Below are 17,174 nucleotides of genomic sequence, written 5' to 3' on the forward strand. Positions count from 1 at the left end.
ACATCTACGCGGACTGTAACGCAGTCGACCCCGAACTCAGCGGCCCGGATTCGCCCGAATCTCCCGATGTCCGGTCGCCAGGACAGCCCTGCGTTTCGGGTAATTCATCCGGGGCGTGCGCAAGGGGCGGCACCATCAGCCTTGTCCGACAAGACCCTGAGTGGGACCATTGCCGGGCGGTTCACCGCCCGATCAATAGGCTGGTTGATTTCTCCGAACCGCCCATTCCGAACTCCATGGAGTCTACGTGACCGAGAATCTTTCAACCCCTGCCGGGCAGGGCGATGAAAGCGCATCCGGAAATCTCGACGGCTATTACTGCGTCGCCGTGATACCCGAACCGGGCCTCACGGAGACGAGTGAAGAAGCGTTCGCCCGAGCCGAATCCCAGGGGCTCATGATTCCGCTCGCACAGGTGTACCAAGCGAAGTCCTGGGTTTCAACAGGCGCCAACACGCCGCTCATGCGGCAGGACGTGGTCAACGGCATAGGCCAGGACAACCTGGAAGCCCTCGCCGCGGCTTCGGGGATCTCGGTCGACGATGTCGTCGCCGAGGCGGTCGAGAAGCTGCCGGCACTTGTGGACGGAGCTTCTCCGCAAGGAACACTGATCGTCGACCCCGAGAACCCGCCGACGGTCGGTCTGGGAATCGCGAAGATCCTCCTCGCGAAGGTCTCCGAGTAGCGCCGGAGCGCCTGCCCGCTATGCCTCGAGCGTGTTCAGGCACACCAGCAGGGTACGGGCCTGTGCACTGACGTAGTGGCTGTACCGGGTGAACGCGGCGAGCTGATCGCGGGAGACCCAGCGGAACCCGGGCGGTTCCTGCAGGGGCGCCTCACTCTCGGTGGCCTCGACGACGAGGTACCGGCTCACCGCGTTGAGGAAGCGGCCTCCCTCCTCCGAGAGCAGCGCCGAGTAGCGGATCCGCGGCGGCGCGGCGGACCTCACCACGCCGAGGAAGGGCGGCTGCTCCCCTGCAGGCAGGTGCTCGTGATTGCGCGGCACGCACTGCACGGTGGGACCGAGCTCCAGGTCGGAGAATCCGGCCTCCGCACGAGCGCTGACCAGGACGTGCGGCACGCCGTTGAAGGTGCGGGTCAGGAACGCGACGATGCCCTGGCCGTTCGGTTCGAAGAGCGGCTGGGTCCACTCGCCCACCTCTCGGTTGCCTGCCCGCACCGACACGGCCATGACACGGAAGTACCGTTCGTCGTCATGGTGGATGGAGTACTCGTCGCGCGTCCAGCCCGGGATGTCGGCGAGCGAGACCGGCACCCCGGTGATCGGGGTCACCGACCGCCGCGCCGCGAGCCACGACAGCACTTCGGTGTCGGAGTGCAGGGCGAAGGAAGCACCGGCCCCGTACAGGCCGGCCAGAGCCGAGCGGGCGTCGAAGTTCATCGTGTTGTCGTGGCCCAGCAGTTCATGGATCTGCCCCAGGGTGAGCCAGCGGAAGTCCTCGTGGTCGGGGACCGGGTCCGTCACCTCCACGACCATGTTGCGGTTGCGCTTTCGGCGGAACCACGAGCCGTGCTCACTTTGCAGCACGTCCGACAGGATGCGGCCGCGGGACCTGTCGGTGAAGTACTCCAGGTAGCGGACGTCCGCACCCTTGTGGATCTTGGTGTAGTTGCTGTATGTGGCCTGCACGGTGGGCGAGATCTGCACCAGCCCGGGATTGCCCGGCTCCATCTTGGCCTGCATGAGGAAGTGCAGGACCCCGTCGAACTCCCGCGCAAGAACGCCCAGGATGCCGACCTCGAGCTGGGCGATGATGGGCTGGTGCCAGCTCACGCGGTCGGGGTGCTCACCCATGCTGGCGCGGAGCCCCTGAACGGTGAAGAACCGCCCGCTGCGGTGCACCAGGTTGCCGGTCTCCTGCGAGAAGGACCAGCCGTCGAGCTCCGCGAACGGGATGCGCTGCACCGTGGGGTCGACTTCCTTGCGGCGCCGTTGCACCCAGGCGGTGATGTCCTCCACGGACTCGCCCCGCCGTGCGGCTGCGGACCGTGTGATGCGCTCGGGCAGCACGGGGTCCTCGCGATCCGTGAGCTGCGGCCGATCCTGACTGTCCTTCGCACTCTGCAACGCCGGCTCCTCACCAGGTTGATGATGCCGTCGGCATCGGTCTGCCCTGCCGCGAGTGTGGGCACCAAGGCTTGGGCCGATCTATGCCCGCCCTTGCGGAGCCGAGGATCGGCAGACCCCGGCGGCCGAGCAAGGGCGGCCCAAGACCGGCTTTAGGCAGTCCGCCCAGGGTTCTCGATATCCCGCTATCGATGGAGGAGTTGGTGCTGTGCGCGTCCTGATCGTGTCCTGGCCCTGGAGGACTCACTTCCAGCCGATGGTCCCGTTGGGCTGGGCACTGCAGGCCGCGGGGCACGAGGTGCGTGTCTCGAGCAGCCCGGACCTGACCGAGTCCCTGACCGCGTCGGGCCTGATGGCGGTTCCGGTCGGGCCCCCCGATGTCCTGAAGAAGATGTACGAGCAGTTCACCGAGGAACAGGTGGAGCTCGTGCGGACCCTGGAGCAGCTCGGATCGAGGGACGACTTCTTCTTCGATTTCGCCTTGAACACCGAGGAGGCGCTGACCTGGGACCGGCTGCGCCTGAGAACGCGGTATTTCACGGAGATCCTCAAGGGCGTGAACGACGCGATGGTCGAGGAGTTGGTCGACTACTGCCGCTGGTGGAAGCCGGACCTGGTGGTATGGGAGTGGATGAGCCACGCGGGGCCGATCGTGGCCCGCGCGACAGGCGCGGCCAGCGCGCGCATTCGCTCCGAGATCGATGTCGACGCCTGGTCCCGGCGCGCCTTCCTCCAGCTCCGCGAACAGCAGGCACCCGAGGAGCGAGAGGACGCACTGGCGGATTGGCTGGGGCGTTGGGCGGAGAAGTTCGGGAAGTCGTACTCCGAGGAGATGGTGACCGGACACTTCACCATCGAGCACATGCTGGGTTCCATGCGGCTGGAATCGGATGTGCCGCACATACCCCTGCGCTATGTCTCCTACCACGGGCCCGCCGTCGTGACCCAATGGGCCCGCCGCCCCCCGCAGAAGCCGCGCGTTCTGGCCACCTTCGGGATCAGCCAGAACAAGGGAAGGGAATACCAGGCCGTTTCCGTCAGGCAGTTACAGCAGATACTCGACTCCCTGGCCGATCTGGATATCGAACTGGTGGTGACGGCACCGGAAAAAGTCCGGAGAAATCTGAAGCGGGTTCCCTCCAATGCGATGCTGACGGAGTTCGTCCCCTTGCACGCGGTGGTCCCCACGTGCTCAGCTGTGATCCATCACGGCGGGATTCCCGCATTCATGGAGTCGATCGCCAACGGCGTTCCGCAGTTGATGGTCGGCCGGGTTGTCGGTGACATCGACCTGCGTGCCCCGCTGTTGGAGGAGGCCCAGGGAGGCCTCTACATATCAAGGCCGCACTTGTCCGGGGAGCGGGTCCGCGAGTGCCTGGTGCGGCTGCTGGAGGAGCCGGCGTTCCGGGAGGGCGCCGACAGGCTGCGCAGGGAACAGGCCACGCAGCCGACACCCAGCGAACTGGTCCCCGAACTGGAAAAGCTCTCGGCCCGCTATCGCTCCCGCTGAGCCCGTCTCGTCCTGCTCTTGGCACCCAAGGAGGAACCTCACCATGCTGTCAGATCGAATGGCGGAGCTGCGGGACATGGCAGCGGACATCTTCACCGTGGAACCCGAAGAAGTGGAGCGGGCCGCCAGCTTCACCGAAGACCTGGGCGCCGACTCGCTGCTGGCTGTCGAGCTGCTGAGCCGGATCGAGCAGCGGTACGACGTCATGATCGACGCGAGCGACCTGGAGAAGATGACCGATCTCCATTCCACGTACAAGGTCGTGGCCGACGCGGCGGGATGGTAGTCGCAGTGCACCGAGTGGTCATCACCGGCCTCGGGCCGGTGTCGAGCATCGGGATCGGAGCGGACGGTTTCTGCCATGCCGTGCGGGCGGGGAAGAGCGGGATCTCGCGGATCTCCTCGTTCGACGTGTCGGGGTTCGAGCACCAGATGGCAGGTGAGGTGGCGGACTTCGACGCCGGGAAACTGATCACCCGGCTGAACGTCGCCGACTGGGGACGGGCCTCGCTCTTCGCCGCGGCCGCTGCCCGCCTGGCGGCGGACGACGCCGGCATCCAGGACTTCGGCGATGACGCCGCCGTCCTCATGGGAACGACGTCGGGCGAGATTCCGAACGTCGTGGCGATGACCGAGTCCTGGTACCTGAACGGTCCGGCGACCCCTGACGGCACGCTCGCCGCGCAACTGCCCGCCGGCCGCCTGGCCCTGGCGGCCGCTCAGGAGGTCGGTGCCACGGGCGAGACGATGACGTTCTCGGCCGCGTGCGCGGCGGCCAACTGCGCCATCGGCTACGCGTACGACCTTGTCAGCTCCGGAGAGGTCCCCGTCGCCGTGGCCGGTGGCGCCGACGCGGTGAGCCGGTTCACCCATGCCGCGTTCAACCGGCTGGGCGCCCTCGCGAAGGACACCTGCCGGCCCTTCGACCGGGAACGGGACGGCATGCTGACGGCGGAGGGCGGTGCGGCGCTGGTCCTGGAGACCCTGAACGGCGCGATCGAACGGGGTGCCCGTATCTATGCCGAGGTGCTGGGATATGCGGTCAGCTGCGATGCCTACCATCCCTCGGCGCCGGAGCCGAAGAGCATCGCGCGGACCATGGACAGCGCGCTGCGGCGCTCCGGTGTGACGCCGGACGAGGTCGACTACATCTGCGCGCACGGTACGGGCACTCGGCTCAACGACCGGGTGGAGGCACAGGCCATCCGCAGTGTGTACGGCGAGACGACGCCACCGGTCAGCTCCCTCAAGTCCATGCTGGGGCACACCATGGGGGCGGCCAGTGGCTTCGGCAGCATCGCCTGCGCACTGGCAATGAGCAGGGGCTTCATCCCGCCCACCATCAACCATCGCCACTCGGATCCGGAACTGGACGGCATCGATCCCGTTGCCGGCACCGCCCGGGAGGCGACCGTTCGCGTGGCCCAGAACAACGCCTTCGGTTTCGGCGGCAACAACGCCATCGTCCTCTTCGGGAGTGCTCCATGCACATCGTGATCTCGGGCCGGGGGACCATCTGGCCGGATCCCGTCCCCCAGGCGCACACTCCGCCGTCCGGACCGGCCTTCACCGTCGGCTCCTTCGACGGTGAGGCAGTGCTCGGCCGCAGAACCGCTCAATACAACCACCGCAGTGCCCAGTTGGCCATGGTCGCCTGCGGCAGGGCGCTCGATGACGCGGGCCTGCGGGTGACCGACGAGAACCGTGATCGCATCGGCGTCACGCTGGGCACGGCAGCGGGCAGCGTCACCGGCATGGTCGAGTTCGGCATGGACACCTTCTCCCAGCCGCGTCCGCATATGGTGGCCGCCGCCAAGTCCTCCCACTGCGTGCTCAGTTCGCCGGCGGGAGCAGCGGCCATCGTCTATGGCCTCCGGGGCGCCAACGCGACGGTCACCGCCGGGCCGGCGACCGGCCTTGCCGTGCTGCGCCATGCCGTGGTCATGCTGAGGGCCGGGCACACCGACGCGGTGCTCGCCGCCGCCTCGGAGGAATTCACCGGACCGACTTCATGGCTCGCCCGGGCGGCCCGCGGCCAGCAGGTCCAGGGCGAGGGCGCGGCCGCTTTCGTGCTGGAGGGCAGGGACTCGGCCCGGGCCGCCGGCCGGAAGGCGCTCGCGGCGGTCGCCGCCGTGGGCGTGCGGGCGGTTGCCGGCTTCTCCGCCGGGCAGTTCACCGACTCGCTCGCCCGAGCGCTGGGACGGGCGGGCGTGTCCGCGCCGGAGGTGTCGGCGGTGGCCTTCCGTCACACGGGTGTCCACGAGGTGGACGAGGCTCAGCGCAGCGGACTTGTCCAAGCCCTGCCCGAGGCGAGGCAAGTCAGCGATGAGGAGCGGATCGGGGACTGCTACAGCGCCCACGCGCTGCTTCAGCTCGCGGGGCTCCTGGACGAGGCGACGCTGCCTGCCGTCATCGTCGCGGCGGATCCTGACGGCCTGCTGTCGGTCGCCGTACTGAAGGGCGTCCCGGAGTGAGCCGCACATCGTATGGACGGCACTCGGCGGGGAGACACTGTGGAACTTCATGACCCCACGGCGGACAACCTCTGCCAGTACCTCCTGGCTCCCGCCGCCCGTACACCGGACAAGGCCGCCGTGGTGGAACCCGACGAGACCGGGACGCTCACCGAGGTCTCGTACCGGCAACTCAGCGCGCTCGTGGAGGAGTACACCCGAGCCCTGGAGCCGCTCGGCCTCGATGTCGGCGACCGGGTCGTTGTGGAAGCACACAGCTGCGCGGCGGCGGTGGCGCTGCTGCTCGCCTGCGCCAAGCTGGGTCTGCCGTTCGTCCCGGTCAGTCCGCAGACTCCCGACAACCGCCTCCTGGCGATTCTGAAGTCGGTCGAGCCGGCACTCCACGTCCGGGCGGACGGCCTGGACCGGCGTGACCTGCCGTGGGCCGGTGGCACCGCGCGCTTCGGGCGAAGCGGGTTGACGACGGAACAGCCGCCGGCGCGCCGGACGCGGCGACGCCGGCGGGTACTCGCCGTCGACACGGCCTACATCATCTTCACATCCGGGTCGACCGGGCGTCCCAAGGGCGTGGTGATGAGCCATCGGGCGATCGTCACGTTCCTGCGCGCAGTGATCGCTGACGGACTGGTGAGCGACACCGACCGGGTCGCCAGCACCTCTCCGCTCCCGTTCGATTTCGCGCTCTTCGGGATCGGCATCGCTCTCGGGAGCGGTGCGACCCTGGTGCCGGTGGGACGCGAGTACCTCGACTCGCCCCGGCGCATGGTCAACTTCCTTCGTGACGCCGACGTCACCCAGGTCCATGGCGTGCCCTCGCTGTGGCGTCCGGTCCTGCGCCACGATCCGGAGCTGCTGAAGCGGCTGGACAAGGTGCGCTCGGTGGTCTTCGCCGGCGAGGGCTTCCCCCTTGCCGAACTGCGTCGGCTCCAGGAGATGCTGGCCGGCACCCGCCTGGTCAACGGCTACGGCGCGACCGAGTCGATGGCCGCCTCGTTCACCGACGTGCCCGACCCGCTGCCCGCGCGACAGCAGACGCTGTCGATCGGGCGCGCCCACCGTGGAGCCGAGATGACTCTGGTGGACACGGCCGGACGTGTGGTGACGCAGCCAGGGGTGGTCGCAGAGATCCATCTGCGCAGCCCCGCACTGTTCAGCGGCTACTGGGACGACCCTGGGGCCACCGCCCAGGTGCTGGTTCCCGACCCGCTGGACCCGCGGCACGGGCAGGCGGTGCTCCGCACCGGCGATCTGGCCTACCTGGACGAGAAAGACGAACTGTACTTCGTCGGCCGCGCCGACTCCCAGGTGCAGATCCGCGGCCACAGGGTCGAACTGGGCGAAGTGGAGGGCGTTCTGGCCCGGCTGCCTGCCGTGACGTCGGCTGCCGCCACCCTCGTGCCGCGCGGCGGCGACCACGTACTGATGGCAGGCATCGTGCTGGACGACACAACGGCGCCGTTCGACGAGGACGCAGCGCTCGCCTTCTGCGCCCAGGAGCTGTCGGCCTATATGACGCCGCGCCGGATTCGGCCCCTGGCCGATCTTCCCCTGACCGAGAACGGCAAGGTCGACCGGGTGCTGCTCGCACGCCTTGTGACCACCGCTGTGCCCTACGGGCCCACTGACATCGATCCGACACTGAGGAGCCCTGTATGACGTACACCCTGTCCCTGGACCGCCGCGTACGGCTGGCGGACATCGAGTCGATCGCCGCCGCACAGGGCCCCGGGCTGGCCCTGGACGGTGCCGTGCGCGAGCGAGTCGACGCCTCCCGGCGCACGCTGGAAAAGTTCGTGGCGGACGGCCGGATCATCTACGGCGTCACCACCAGCATGGGGGGTTTCGTCGACTGGCTCGTACCCGTTTCCATGGCACGCCAGCTGCAGGAGAACCTGCTCAACGCGGTGGCGACCAACGTGGGCGAACGCCTGGACGACGTCACCGTCCGCGCGATCATGGTGTCCCGCATCGCATCGCTCTCCCGTGGCAACTCGGCCATTTCCCTGGCCAACCTGGACAAGTTCATCGCGGTGGTGAACGCGGGAATCGTGCCCTGCGTACCGCAGAAGGGCTCCCTGGGCACCAGCGGCGACCTCGGCCCGCTCGCCGCCATCGCGCTGGTCTGCATAGGCCAGTGGAAGGCGCGGCTGGGCGGCGAGGTCCTGCCGGGCGCCGAGGCGCTGCGCCGGGCAGGCATCGCTCCGATGGAGCTGAGCTTCAAGGAGGGCCTCGCCCTCATCAACGGCACCTCGGGGATGGTCGGCCTGGGCTCGCTCAATGTGCAGCAGGCCCGTCGGCTCCTGCAGTCGTACCTGCTCATCTCGGCGCTCTCCGTGGAAGCGCTGGGGGGCAAGACCAAGCCGTTCGACCCACGGGTGCACGCACTCAAGCCGCACCGCGGACAGCGGGAGGTCGCGGACTACCTGTGGCAGACGCTGGGCGACTCCCAGCTCGCGGTCGACGAACTCGACATCGAGCAGCTCCTCGCGGACGAGATCGCAGACACCGCGAAGGCCGGGTCCCAGTCGATCGAGGACGCCTACTCCATACGGTGCACACCCCAGATCCTGGGACCGGTCCTGGACAGCCTGGGCACGATCGAGCAGACCGTCGAGGACGAGCTGAACTCCTCCAACGACAATCCGCTCGTCAACCCCGATGAGGCGGAGGTCTTCCACAACGGGCACTTCCACGGACAGTACGTGTCCATGGCGATGGACCACCTGGTGATCGCCATGACGACCCTGATGAACCTCTCCAACCGCCGCGTCGACCGGTATTTGGACAAGAGCAACAGCAACGGACTGCCGCCCTTCTTGTGCCGGGAGGATCCGGGCCTGCGGCTGGGTCTGATGGGCGGGCAGTTCATGACCGCCTCGCTGACCGCGGAGACCCGGGCGATGGCGATGCCCATGTCCATCCAGTCCCTGACCACCACCGCGGACTTCCAGGACATCGTCTCGTTCGGTTTCGTCGCGGCACGCCGTGCCCGGGAGGTGCTGGACAACGTGGCCCACGTGGTGGCGTTCGAGCTCCTGTGCGCCTGCCAGGCGGTCGACATCCGCGGTACCGAGGGCCTGTCCTCGGCCACCCGCGTCCTGTACGAACGGACCCGGGAGCTGATCCCGTACCTCGACCACGACATCACGACCACCGAGTACGTGGAGGAGCTCGCCCAACGGCTGCTGACGCACCCGGGTCTGGGCTGAGGACCACCGTGCCCGCCCCCGCGCCGAAAGCGACCATGTCCGCTCTGCCCGCGACTTGGACATGGAGCGAGCGGACACCCGACGGCACACAGGCCGTCCTGCGGCTTCCGGTGGATCTCGGCGCCCATCACATGGCCGGCCACTACCCCGGCTACCCGATTCTGCCGGGAGTGGTCGTCGTGGACTGGGTGCAGCAGGCCGTCGACAGCCTCCACGGCAGCGGCCTGCAACTGCGCCGCCTCGACCGAGCACGCTTCGTCCGGCCCCTCTTCCCGGGAGACGTACTGGAACTCACCATCCGGGTGCGCCCCCGCGAACCGGACGGTGAGGGGATCTTCGCCCATGCCCGGATAGTGCGCTCGGATCGCCGGCTGGCCGTCGAACTCGACGCCACCTTCGGACCGGTGGGGACCCATGCTTGACCATGCGCAGGTGCGCGGCCTACTGCGGCAGCGTCCTCCGATGATTCTGCTCGACACCGTCGGGGAGTTCTCGCCCGCCTCGCTCGTCGCCACGAAGGCGATCACCGGCTCCGAAGGCTGTTACCGGGACCTCGCGGAGGACACGCCCCTCGCGGGCTTCGCGTACCCGCAGGCGCTCATGGTGGAGTCGTTCGGTCAGGCCTGTTCGCTTCTCTGGACGTTGGCCGGTCTCGGTCCGCCGGACCGCATCCCCTTGCTGGTCTCAGTGAGCGACCTGGCGTTCCGCTCGTCGCCCTTCCCGGGGGACGTCCTGGAACATGAGGTCCGACTCGTGCACAGTTCCAGCACCGCTTGCGAGTTCACGGGCCGGTCCCACGTGAAGGGCAACAGCGTGCTCGATGTCGGCTCCCTGCTGGTTGCTTCGCTGCCCGGCCCCTCCCCCGCGTGAGACCGCGCCCCGCACCCCCTGACCAACCCCGACCGAAGGACGGAACATGCAGGAACTCGACCACCCGGCCGTACGCATCCGATCGATCGTCGCCGACATTCTGGACCTGAGTTTGAACGAGATCGACGACGACCAGGACTTCATCGACTCCTACCGGGCGGATTCCCTCAACCTGATCGAGATCGTCGCCCAGCTCGAGAAGTACTACCAGGTGGAGCTGCCCCTGGACGAGCTGCAACGCGCACGCTCCGTCAACGCCCTTCGGGACCTGCTCGTCAGGCTCCTGGACGGAACCCGGGTCCCGGATTCGGCGGGTTAGCGGCCGACGGGCCGCCGTGCGGCTCTCCGGTGGGCCTCCACCCGTCGCTCGGGTAGAGGCAGCCGCTCACAGTGCCACGCCGCCGTCGATGCGGAACACCTGGCCCGTGACATATCCGGCCTGGGGCGAGAGCAGGTAGGAGACCATCCCGGCCACCTCCTCGGGTGTGCCGAAGCGGCGCAGCGGTATGCGGTCGAGGACAGCGCTCTTGGACACCGCGGCGACCATGTCGGTGTCGATGAAGCCGGGGGCCACGGCATTGGCGCGCACACCGAGCCGCGCGAACTCCTTCGCCATCGCCTGGGTGAGCGCGATGATCCCGGCCTTGGACGCGGAGTAGTTGGCCTGCCCGGCGTTGCCGACCACTCCCGCGGCCGACGACAGCGTGACGATCGCCCCGGCTCCACGCCGGGCCATCGGGCGGGCCACCGCGCGCAGCAGGTTGGCGGTGCCGTCGAGGTTGGTCCGCAGCACCGTGTCCCACTCGTCGTCGGACATCAGCATGAGCGGTCGGTCCCGGGTGATCCCGGCGGATGCCACGGCCGCTGCGATGGGCCCGAACCCGTCCTCGGTATCGGCGACGAAGCCGCGAACCCCGTCGCGGTCGGCGACGTCGACGCGCCGGACCAGCACCCGCCGCCCGGCATCACGGACCTCCTTGGCCGTCACTTCGGCTGCGGCCGCGTCGGAGTGGTAGCACAACGCAACGTCGAACCCGTCGCGCGCCAGCCGTATCGCGATCGCCCGCCCTATCCCCCGTGACCCGCCGGTCACCAGGGCCACCGGGCCGGCTTCCGCGGCCGCGCCGGCCTCGCTCGAATCATGGGACATGCCCGCTCCTATCCAAGGAAGAAGGAACGAGCGTCGCCTGCTTTCCTATACGGCGCCTAGCGGAGGACTTAAGAGGGCGTTGCGTCTGTGGCGCCGCCTATGCTGATCGTATGACGGAGGTCGAGGGCGCGCTGCGAGCAATCAGTGACCTGCACATCTCCTACGGCGAAACCCGTTCCATCGCGCCCGAGTTGAAGCCCGAATCCCCCGACGACCGGCTGATCGTCGCCGGTGACGTGGGCGAGTTGATGACCGACATCGAAGGGGCCCTCGCCCTGCTGCGGGAGCGGTTCGCGCGGGTGATCCGGGTGCCCGGCAATCACGAACTGTAGACCGTCAAGCAGGAGTTGAGTCCGCTGCGCGGCGTGCGGCGCTACGAGGCGCTGGTGGAGATGTGCCGCCGTCTCGACGTGCTCACGCCCGAGGACCCCTACCCCGGCCGGCAGGATTGGTGCGCGGCACGCGTCGAGGCGACCGAGCGGCGGCTGGCCGAGGTCACCGGGCCCGGGCAGCCGCCGCTAGTCCTGGTCCACCACTGGCCGCTCGTGCGGCACCCCACCGAGGTGATGACTCATCAGGAGTTCGTGCAGTGGTGCGGCACCGTGCGCACCGCCGACTGGCACACCCGCTTCGATGTACGGGCCGTCGTCTACGGGCATCTGCACATCCCGCGCAGCACCGTCTACGACGGCGTACGGGCCGTCCGGACCTTCACTCACCGGCTCGACATCACCCTGCCCCCACAGGAAGAGGCCGTCCTCGCCCGGGCCGTACCCAAGCGGCGCGCCGAATTCCCCCGCACACACACGACGCCCTCACCGCCCTGCCCGCAGCCGGCCCCGCCTGATCTCGCCTGCCTGCGCAGACGTTGGGCCGCCGAGGGCGATCACGTGGTCACGGCTGTCGTGGCGGAGACGGACTACCGAGGAGCCGGCCCCCGTCGCGCCAGGTAGCGAAGGATCGCCGCCCCGGCCGCCCCGGCCAGAAGGCCGCCCGCCACCCCTACGAGGACGTTCACCCAGGGATCGCGGATGGGCTTGTACGTGGTCCTGCCTTCTTTGATCTCGATGAAGCCGAGCGGCCTTGCTTCGCCCCCGCCGACCAGGCCGTCCTCACCGGCCTTCTGGCCGGCGTTGCCGCCGAAGCCGAACCCGATGCGCGCCAGGGGGATCACGGTGACGCCCTGGCTCACGATGGGCTCGCCGAACACGATGGCGCCCGGGGACCGGCCGCCGAGCTTGCCGGCCAGCTTTTCCAGCAGAACGGTGAAGGCATGGTCGGCCGTCGTCGCTCCCGGCGGCGCGTTCTCGGGGGCGGTCATCGGGGGCCGCCCTCAGCCGGGTGTTCGGCCGGGCTCAGAAGGTCGACGGTGACCGGGGAGTAAATTCGAATCTCGACACAGGCGAAGCAGTCCACTGCGGTGAGGATACACGCGGCTGCAGTCAGGGCGGGGGCGTCAACCGGGCATGTTCGCGGTGATCGCCTTTCCGGCGCGAGAGGGCGCGTAACCCCACCAGAACTCCCAGCAGTTGAGGTCGAAGAGACCCACGGCGAAGGAGGCCTCTCGATCGAGGGCTTCACGCTCGCCAGTTCGACACGGACGCCAGGATCTGGTGGGCCTCCAGCACCCAGCCCGGTCATCTCGACCCGACTGCACAGTGGACTCCCAGGAGCGACAACACGACAGGCCACCACTTCCACAGAGTCGCCGAACCTGTGCCTGACCAACTGAACCCTGCCCTCAAGCTCGGAACGACAACAGCCACTTGAGCATGGTCACTACTGTGGAATGTCACCCTCCCAGTAGGAAAGCAGGCACTCGACGGGACCCCGGGCCTCTCTCCTGAGGGACGAACGTGTCTTGTCAGCAGGACACCCAGCGCAAAATACGCCACAGTAGTGCCGCCGCCCCACGGGAGGCACGTTCTGCCTGCTGACACAGCATCAGCCTTCCCTGCCCCCACGGCTCGTGCCACCCGCCGTGCTGCGGCGGGCCTGCAGGCTCCTCTTCCTCTGGAGATTCCACATGAACCGTGACCTGCTGATGTCCAGCGCTGCCCATTTCCGCATCGACTATGAGATCAACCCCTACATGGACATGAGCTGCCAGCCCGACGTCAAGGCAGCCTTGGTCGAGCACGAGGCGCTCTCCGCCGCGCACCGAGCGGCCGGACGCACCGTCCGCGTCATGGAGTCAGCTCCCGAGTGCCCGGATATGGTCTACACCGCCAACGGCGCGTTTGTTTGCGACCAGCGCGCGTTACTGGGCGCCCCGCCGGCCGCGCGCCAGGAGGAGATCCCCTACTTCCGCTCCGCACTCAAGGAGAGCGGGTTCGACGTCTTCGACGCGCCGTACCCCTTCAGCGGCCAGGGTGACGCGCTGGCCTGCGGCCGGTTCCTGCTCGCCGGGTACGGGCGCCGCACCGACCGGCGCATACACGCCTTCATCGCCGAGCTGTTCGGCCACGAGATGGTACCGCTGCAGACCGCGAGTGATCAGTGGTACGACCTGGACCTGGCCGTCGCGGTCATCGACGGGCGCACCCTCGCCTACCACCCGCAGGCGCTGGCGGCCCCGAGCCGCGGCCGGCTGCGCGACCTGGGCCTGGACCTCATCGAGGTCGGTGCGCAGGAGGCCCGCGCGTTCGCCCTCAACCTCATCAGCGACGGCACGACGGTCACCATGACCGTGGGCGCCCCCAGGCTCGCTGCCACCCTGCGCGAACGCGGCCTGACCGTAGCCGAACTGGACACCACCCAACTCCGCAAAGGCGGTGGCGGCATACGCTGCACCGCCCTCACCCTCGACAACCCGGCCCCGGCCGACGCGTCCCCCTTCCCGCTGTCGTAGCCCTTGAGCGTCACCGCTCCGGCGTGGTTCGCTTCACCCGGCGTGAGGCGGCAGACCCCCGCCACCCCACCGACTGCCCCGGCTGGCCCCCGTCCAGCCGGGGCTTCACGTATGTACATCTGGCTGCCCTCACACCTGAGGGGCTTTCACACCTTCACGATGGGTGGTTGGGTTAGGGCGTGTCCGGGTGATCCCATTGACAGGGTGCATGCGCATCCGCCCGGCCGGGCGAGGCGCCGAGTAGCGGGGACAGGATTTGAACCTGCGACCTCTGGGTTATGAGCCCAGCGAGCTACCGAGCTGCTCCACCCCGCGTCGGTGAAGCCCACGGTATGCCATCCCGCGCGCTCCGCAGACCACCTCCGGCCAGGGGCTATGCAGCGAAGCCGACGTTGGTGCAGTACTCGTACGCTCCGTACTGGGACCCAAGATCAGGCAGGACGTCGTCGGTCCAGGCGGCGTCCAGGCCCTGGTGGTCACCGGCTGCCCACGCGCCGACGATCCGGTCCCAGCGGCGCACGTTCATGTGCCGGAGGGAACGTCGCGCTGCAGCGGCCGGGCGACGCCGGACTGGTTGAGGGGGTGGATCTCCACCCTGGTGCAGCCGTTCGCGTTGAGGCGCGCCATGAGACCGCGTTTCTCGGTGATGGGGGTGGCGATGCCGCCGGCGAGGTCGTCGAGCTTTTGCCCGACCAGTTCGCTTCCCCTGACGCCGCTCGCGCCGAACCTTCCGAAGTCGCTGTTGCGCTCCGGCATTTACCGCTTCTCCCCCATCGTGTCGGTGCCTGCGGTGTAGAGGTCTTTGACCTTGACCTCGGTAACCCCGCGGCCTTCGGGGAAGACACGGCGCCAGTCGCCGATGACGTGGAGTTCGTCGGTGCCCATCGCTCGGACGACGGCGAGTCCTTCGTCGTGGGCTTTGAGCGCCTTCATCCAGAGGTTGGCGAAGGCCTGGGAGCGGATGATGTGCATCCAGTCCGGCCGGTACAGCTCCCGGTTGTAGTTCGACTCCCCCATGGTGGAGACGAACTTCGAGTACATCGCCTTCACGTACTCCAGGGTGACCGCGTCGCCGTCGGCGATGGCGGTGTCGCGGGCGTCCTTGAGCGCGATGCGGAACTTCTCCAGCAGGTTCTCCGTCGCCCCCGATGTGTAGGACTCGTGGACTTCCGGCGCCTCGCACAGCCCGTACTTCGAGCCCGACAGGCGCAGCAGCAGGCGCAGGGTGGGCTCGGTGACCCACAGGGGGCCGGGCTCGTCGCGCTCGCCGATCGGGTTGGGCAAGTAGGCGTCGTGCTCCCAGGCGGGTGGGGTGATGAGGTGGATGCCGGCGCGGCGGCGGTCGTGGCCGGTGTTGGTGGAGTGTTCGAGCTGGCCGATCGGCAGATGGGTTTTGAGGGCGGAGAGGTAGGCGCCGTTGATGTCTAGGGCGGTGACCTGGTGGTGGCCGGGCGGGAGTTGGGGCCGGGTCCATTTGGGGCGGGCTTCCCAGATCTGGTCCGGGCCGCGGGAGGTCTGCTTTTTGAGGACGTCTGGGATCCAGGGGTGGGCGATGACGTCGTAGCGGGCGCCTTTGCGGGTCTCGTCCAGCAGGGCCATCGCGTCCGGGACCGCCTTCTTCACCAAGGCTGCGGTCGCTGCTTCCACGTCGCCGTGATGCTGCGCGAGGGTGCTCTGGACGGCGCGGGTGATCAGGCCGACCGGATTGTCGGAGGGCTGGAATGCACGTCGGGTCGGCGTCTTGGTGCGCCCGGCCGGGCCAGGGTGCTGCGCGCCGGATGGGGCGGCGGAGTGGCGGGGTGTGGAGGGGGGCTGCGGTTCGGCGGCTGGTGTGGCGGCAGCCGGTGCAGCGAGAGCCGATGCGGCGGGGGCGGTGGGCGGGGCGGGGTTTTGGCAGTGGGCGGAATCCAGGTGCTGGGGGAAGCCGGCCACGCGCTGCCGGGCCGGCTGGCCACACAACACACACGGCTCCGGCAGGGCCAAGGCTTCGACGTCGTCCTCGTCCCCTGCCGGGCCTGAGGTGGCGGCTGCGCCGGCCGGTTCTGACGTTGTCTCCGGTGCCGGCACCGGAGCGGTCTGCTGGGCTGCGGTCGGGGCGGTCTCTTGAGTCCAGGGGGCGGCGCCGGGCGATTCTTCGGCGGCTTTGGCGGCCAGGCCCTGCAGGAGGTAGGCGTAGCGGGTGCGGACCTCGCCCGCGGGATCCCGGCTGTTTTCCCAGGCGGCGATTGTGGACGGGCTCACCCCGAGCGCCTGAGCAATCTGTGTCTTCGACAGGCGGGCTTGTTCTCGCAGTTCCCGTCGTGCTGCATGTGGGGGCAACGTGGCTTGGGGGGTCACGGAGGCGAGGAGCGAGTCGATCGCATCGAAGTCACTCATGCGCCGGTGTCCTTGCGCTTGCCCCGGCGGCGCTCGGCGAGGGCCGGGGTGACAGTCTCTTTCACGCGCTGTTCGCCCCAGCCGGTCAGCTGTGCCGCACGGCCGATCCGGCCGTGCACCGGGCGGCCCGTGACCGGATCCCGGGCCAAAAAGACACGCAACGCTGCGGTCACCCGCGCTTCGGCGGCCCGCAACACGGCCACCGCCTCAGCCAGTTCACGCTCATCATCCACATCCGACACAACCGAATCATCCCAGATATGGACACAAACATCAATTCTTTGACCATCCCTCATTCATTGACCATCCCTCATTCATTGACATGAGAGAATCGGGCTACCGGAACTACCCACCCCTGCCCCTGACCGCTCTCTCTGTTGCGCCTCGCGCCGGCCAGCCACGCCAGTGCTCCGCGCATACCGAAGCCCCCATTCGCAGCCCCTCAACGGGACAGCGGCAGATCCTCCCCAAGGAGACGGCGGGGAGTCTGCCACCCCCGCAGGGAAGGCCGGAGCCCGCCGTGCTCGTAGCGGACGTTTCGATCGGTTGGACCAGGTGGCCGAGCTCCACCGCGTAGGCGACCGGGGGGTGTGGCATACCAAGCCGGGCCCTCCGGATGCTCCCTCTTCGCCGTGAACGGTGAAG

At 68.6% G+C, this 17,174-nt stretch carries 16 protein-coding genes, 1 tRNA gene and 2 pseudogenes; 12 read left to right on the forward strand and 7 right to left on the reverse strand.

The features are described 5' to 3' along the window. Positions 1-247: 247 nt before the first annotated feature. Positions 248-685 (forward strand): YidB family protein, encoded by a 438-nt coding sequence (locus OG302_RS00180; protein WP_371524581.1) that lies wholly within the window; start codon positions 248-250, stop codon positions 683-685. Positions 686-703: 18 nt separating this feature from the next. Here OG302_RS00180 and OG302_RS00185 read toward each other — a convergent pair whose 3' ends face one another. Then, positions 704-2,089: an NDP-hexose 2,3-dehydratase family protein gene (locus OG302_RS00185; RefSeq protein WP_371524583.1), complete on the reverse strand. Its 1,386-nt coding sequence runs from the start codon at positions 2,087-2,089 to the stop codon at positions 704-706. Between the two features lie 208 nt (positions 2,090-2,297). On the opposite strand from OG302_RS00185, the gene OG302_RS00190 reads away from it, so the two are divergent. From OG302_RS00190 to OG302_RS00230, 9 genes are read left to right on the forward strand one after another with little or no spacing between them, the layout of a single operon-like run. Beyond that, positions 2,298-3,599, forward strand: a complete 1,302-nt coding sequence (locus OG302_RS00190) for an activator-dependent family glycosyltransferase (RefSeq protein ID WP_371524585.1) — start codon at positions 2,298-2,300, stop codon at positions 3,597-3,599. 43 nt (positions 3,600-3,642) lie between these two features. After that, positions 3,643-3,885 (forward strand): acyl carrier protein, encoded by a 243-nt coding sequence (locus OG302_RS00195; RefSeq protein WP_371524587.1) that lies wholly within the window; start codon positions 3,643-3,645, stop codon positions 3,883-3,885. A gap of 5 nt (positions 3,886-3,890) precedes the next feature. Further along, positions 3,891-5,096: a beta-ketoacyl synthase gene (locus tag OG302_RS00200; RefSeq protein WP_371524589.1), complete on the forward strand. Its 1,206-nt coding sequence runs from the start codon at positions 3,891-3,893 to the stop codon at positions 5,094-5,096. Continuing rightward, positions 5,084-6,073: a beta-ketoacyl synthase N-terminal-like domain-containing protein gene (locus OG302_RS00205; protein ID WP_371524591.1), complete on the forward strand. Its 990-nt coding sequence runs from the start codon at positions 5,084-5,086 to the stop codon at positions 6,071-6,073. Before OG302_RS00200 ends, OG302_RS00205 begins: the two co-directional genes overlap by 13 nt. A 39-nt stretch (positions 6,074-6,112) precedes the next feature. Next, complete coding sequence (locus tag OG302_RS00210; protein ID WP_371524594.1) at positions 6,113-7,729, forward strand: AMP-binding protein; 1,617 nt, start codon at positions 6,113-6,115, stop codon at positions 7,727-7,729. Next, on the forward strand, positions 7,726-9,282 hold the full coding sequence (locus OG302_RS00215) for a phenylalanine aminomutase (D-beta-phenylalanine forming) (protein WP_371524596.1): 1,557 nt from the start codon (positions 7,726-7,728) through the stop codon (positions 9,280-9,282). The genes OG302_RS00210 and OG302_RS00215 overlap by 4 nt, the downstream gene beginning before the upstream one ends. Before the next feature lie 35 nt (positions 9,283-9,317). Next, positions 9,318-9,704: a hypothetical protein gene (locus OG302_RS00220; protein WP_371524598.1), complete on the forward strand. Its 387-nt coding sequence runs from the start codon at positions 9,318-9,320 to the stop codon at positions 9,702-9,704. A 40-nt stretch (positions 9,705-9,744) separates the two neighbouring features. Then, entirely contained in the window at positions 9,745-10,152 is a 408-nt protein-coding gene (locus OG302_RS00225) for a 3-hydroxyacyl-ACP dehydratase FabZ family protein (RefSeq protein ID WP_371524602.1), read from the forward strand. A gap of 46 nt (positions 10,153-10,198) precedes the next feature. Beyond that, positions 10,199-10,471: an acyl carrier protein gene (locus tag OG302_RS00230; RefSeq protein WP_371524603.1), complete on the forward strand. Its 273-nt coding sequence runs from the start codon at positions 10,199-10,201 to the stop codon at positions 10,469-10,471. Positions 10,472-10,537: 66 nt separating this feature from the next. Here OG302_RS00230 and fabG read toward each other — a convergent pair whose 3' ends face one another. Beyond that, positions 10,538-11,302: a 3-oxoacyl-ACP reductase FabG gene (gene fabG, locus OG302_RS00235; protein WP_371524605.1), complete on the reverse strand. Its 765-nt coding sequence runs from the start codon at positions 11,300-11,302 to the stop codon at positions 10,538-10,540. A 110-nt stretch (positions 11,303-11,412) separates the two neighbouring features. Here fabG and OG302_RS00240 point away from each other — a divergent pair. Continuing rightward, positions 11,413-12,000, forward strand: a pseudogene (locus OG302_RS00240) (metallophosphoesterase); the annotation flags it as partial. Positions 12,001-12,221: 221 nt separating this feature from the next. Here the strand turns inward: OG302_RS00240 and OG302_RS00245 are convergent. Beyond that, the gene (locus OG302_RS00245; protein WP_371524607.1) at positions 12,222-12,623 is read right to left on the reverse strand and encodes a GerW family sporulation protein; all 402 of its coding nucleotides are present in this window, start codon (positions 12,621-12,623) and stop codon (positions 12,222-12,224) included. A 705-nt stretch (positions 12,624-13,328) separates the two neighbouring features. Here OG302_RS00245 and OG302_RS00250 point away from each other — a divergent pair. Further along, positions 13,329-14,153, forward strand: a complete 825-nt coding sequence (locus OG302_RS00250) for a dimethylarginine dimethylaminohydrolase family protein (protein WP_371524609.1) — start codon at positions 13,329-13,331, stop codon at positions 14,151-14,153. 241 nt (positions 14,154-14,394) lie between these two features. Here the strand turns inward: OG302_RS00250 and OG302_RS00255 are convergent. The 4 genes and pseudogenes from OG302_RS00255 to OG302_RS00270 all read right to left on the reverse strand — a co-directional run bounded on the left by OG302_RS00255 (position 14,395) and on the right by OG302_RS00270 (position 16,825). After that, positions 14,395-14,468, reverse strand: a tRNA-Met gene (locus tag OG302_RS00255). A 58-nt stretch (positions 14,469-14,526) separates the two neighbouring features. Continuing rightward, positions 14,527-14,909: pseudogene (locus OG302_RS00260) on the reverse strand (hypothetical protein). Further along, the gene (locus OG302_RS00265; RefSeq protein WP_371524611.1) at positions 14,910-16,529 is read right to left on the reverse strand and encodes a helix-turn-helix domain-containing protein; all 1,620 of its coding nucleotides are present in this window, start codon (positions 16,527-16,529) and stop codon (positions 14,910-14,912) included. After that, positions 16,526-16,825 (reverse strand): hypothetical protein, encoded by a 300-nt coding sequence (locus tag OG302_RS00270; protein WP_371524613.1) that lies wholly within the window; start codon positions 16,823-16,825, stop codon positions 16,526-16,528. The genes OG302_RS00265 and OG302_RS00270 overlap by 4 nt, the downstream gene beginning before the upstream one ends. Positions 16,826-17,174: the final 349 nt, after the last annotated feature.

It is taken from the genome of Streptomyces sp. NBC_01283 (assembly GCF_041435335.1).
Lineage (GTDB): Bacteria > Actinomycetota > Actinomycetes > Streptomycetales > Streptomycetaceae > Streptomyces.

Coding starts and splice junctions, on each gene's coding strand:
- OG302_RS00215 (WP_371524596.1), top strand. CDS start 7,726: ATGACGTACACCCTGTCCCTGGACCGCCGCGTACGGCTGGCGGACATC.
- OG302_RS00205 (WP_371524591.1), top strand. CDS start 5,084: ATGCACATCGTGATCTCGGGCCGGGGGACCATCTGGCCGGATCCCGTC.
- OG302_RS00270 (WP_371524613.1), bottom strand. CDS start 16,825: ATGAGGGATGGTCAAAGAATTGATGTTTGTGTCCATATCTGGGATGAT.
- OG302_RS00220 (WP_371524598.1), top strand. CDS start 9,318: ATGTCCGCTCTGCCCGCGACTTGGACATGGAGCGAGCGGACACCCGAC.
- OG302_RS00195 (WP_371524587.1), top strand. CDS start 3,643: ATGCTGTCAGATCGAATGGCGGAGCTGCGGGACATGGCAGCGGACATC.
- OG302_RS00225 (WP_371524602.1), top strand. CDS start 9,745: ATGATTCTGCTCGACACCGTCGGGGAGTTCTCGCCCGCCTCGCTCGTC.
- OG302_RS00265 (WP_371524611.1), bottom strand. CDS start 16,529: ATGAGTGACTTCGATGCGATCGACTCGCTCCTCGCCTCCGTGACCCCC.
- OG302_RS00250 (WP_371524609.1), top strand. CDS start 13,329: ATGAACCGTGACCTGCTGATGTCCAGCGCTGCCCATTTCCGCATCGAC.
- fabG (WP_371524605.1), bottom strand. CDS start 11,302: ATGTCCCATGATTCGAGCGAGGCCGGCGCGGCCGCGGAAGCCGGCCCG.
- OG302_RS00245 (WP_371524607.1), bottom strand. CDS start 12,623: ATGACCGCCCCCGAGAACGCGCCGCCGGGAGCGACGACGGCCGACCAT.
- OG302_RS00230 (WP_371524603.1), top strand. CDS start 10,199: ATGCAGGAACTCGACCACCCGGCCGTACGCATCCGATCGATCGTCGCC.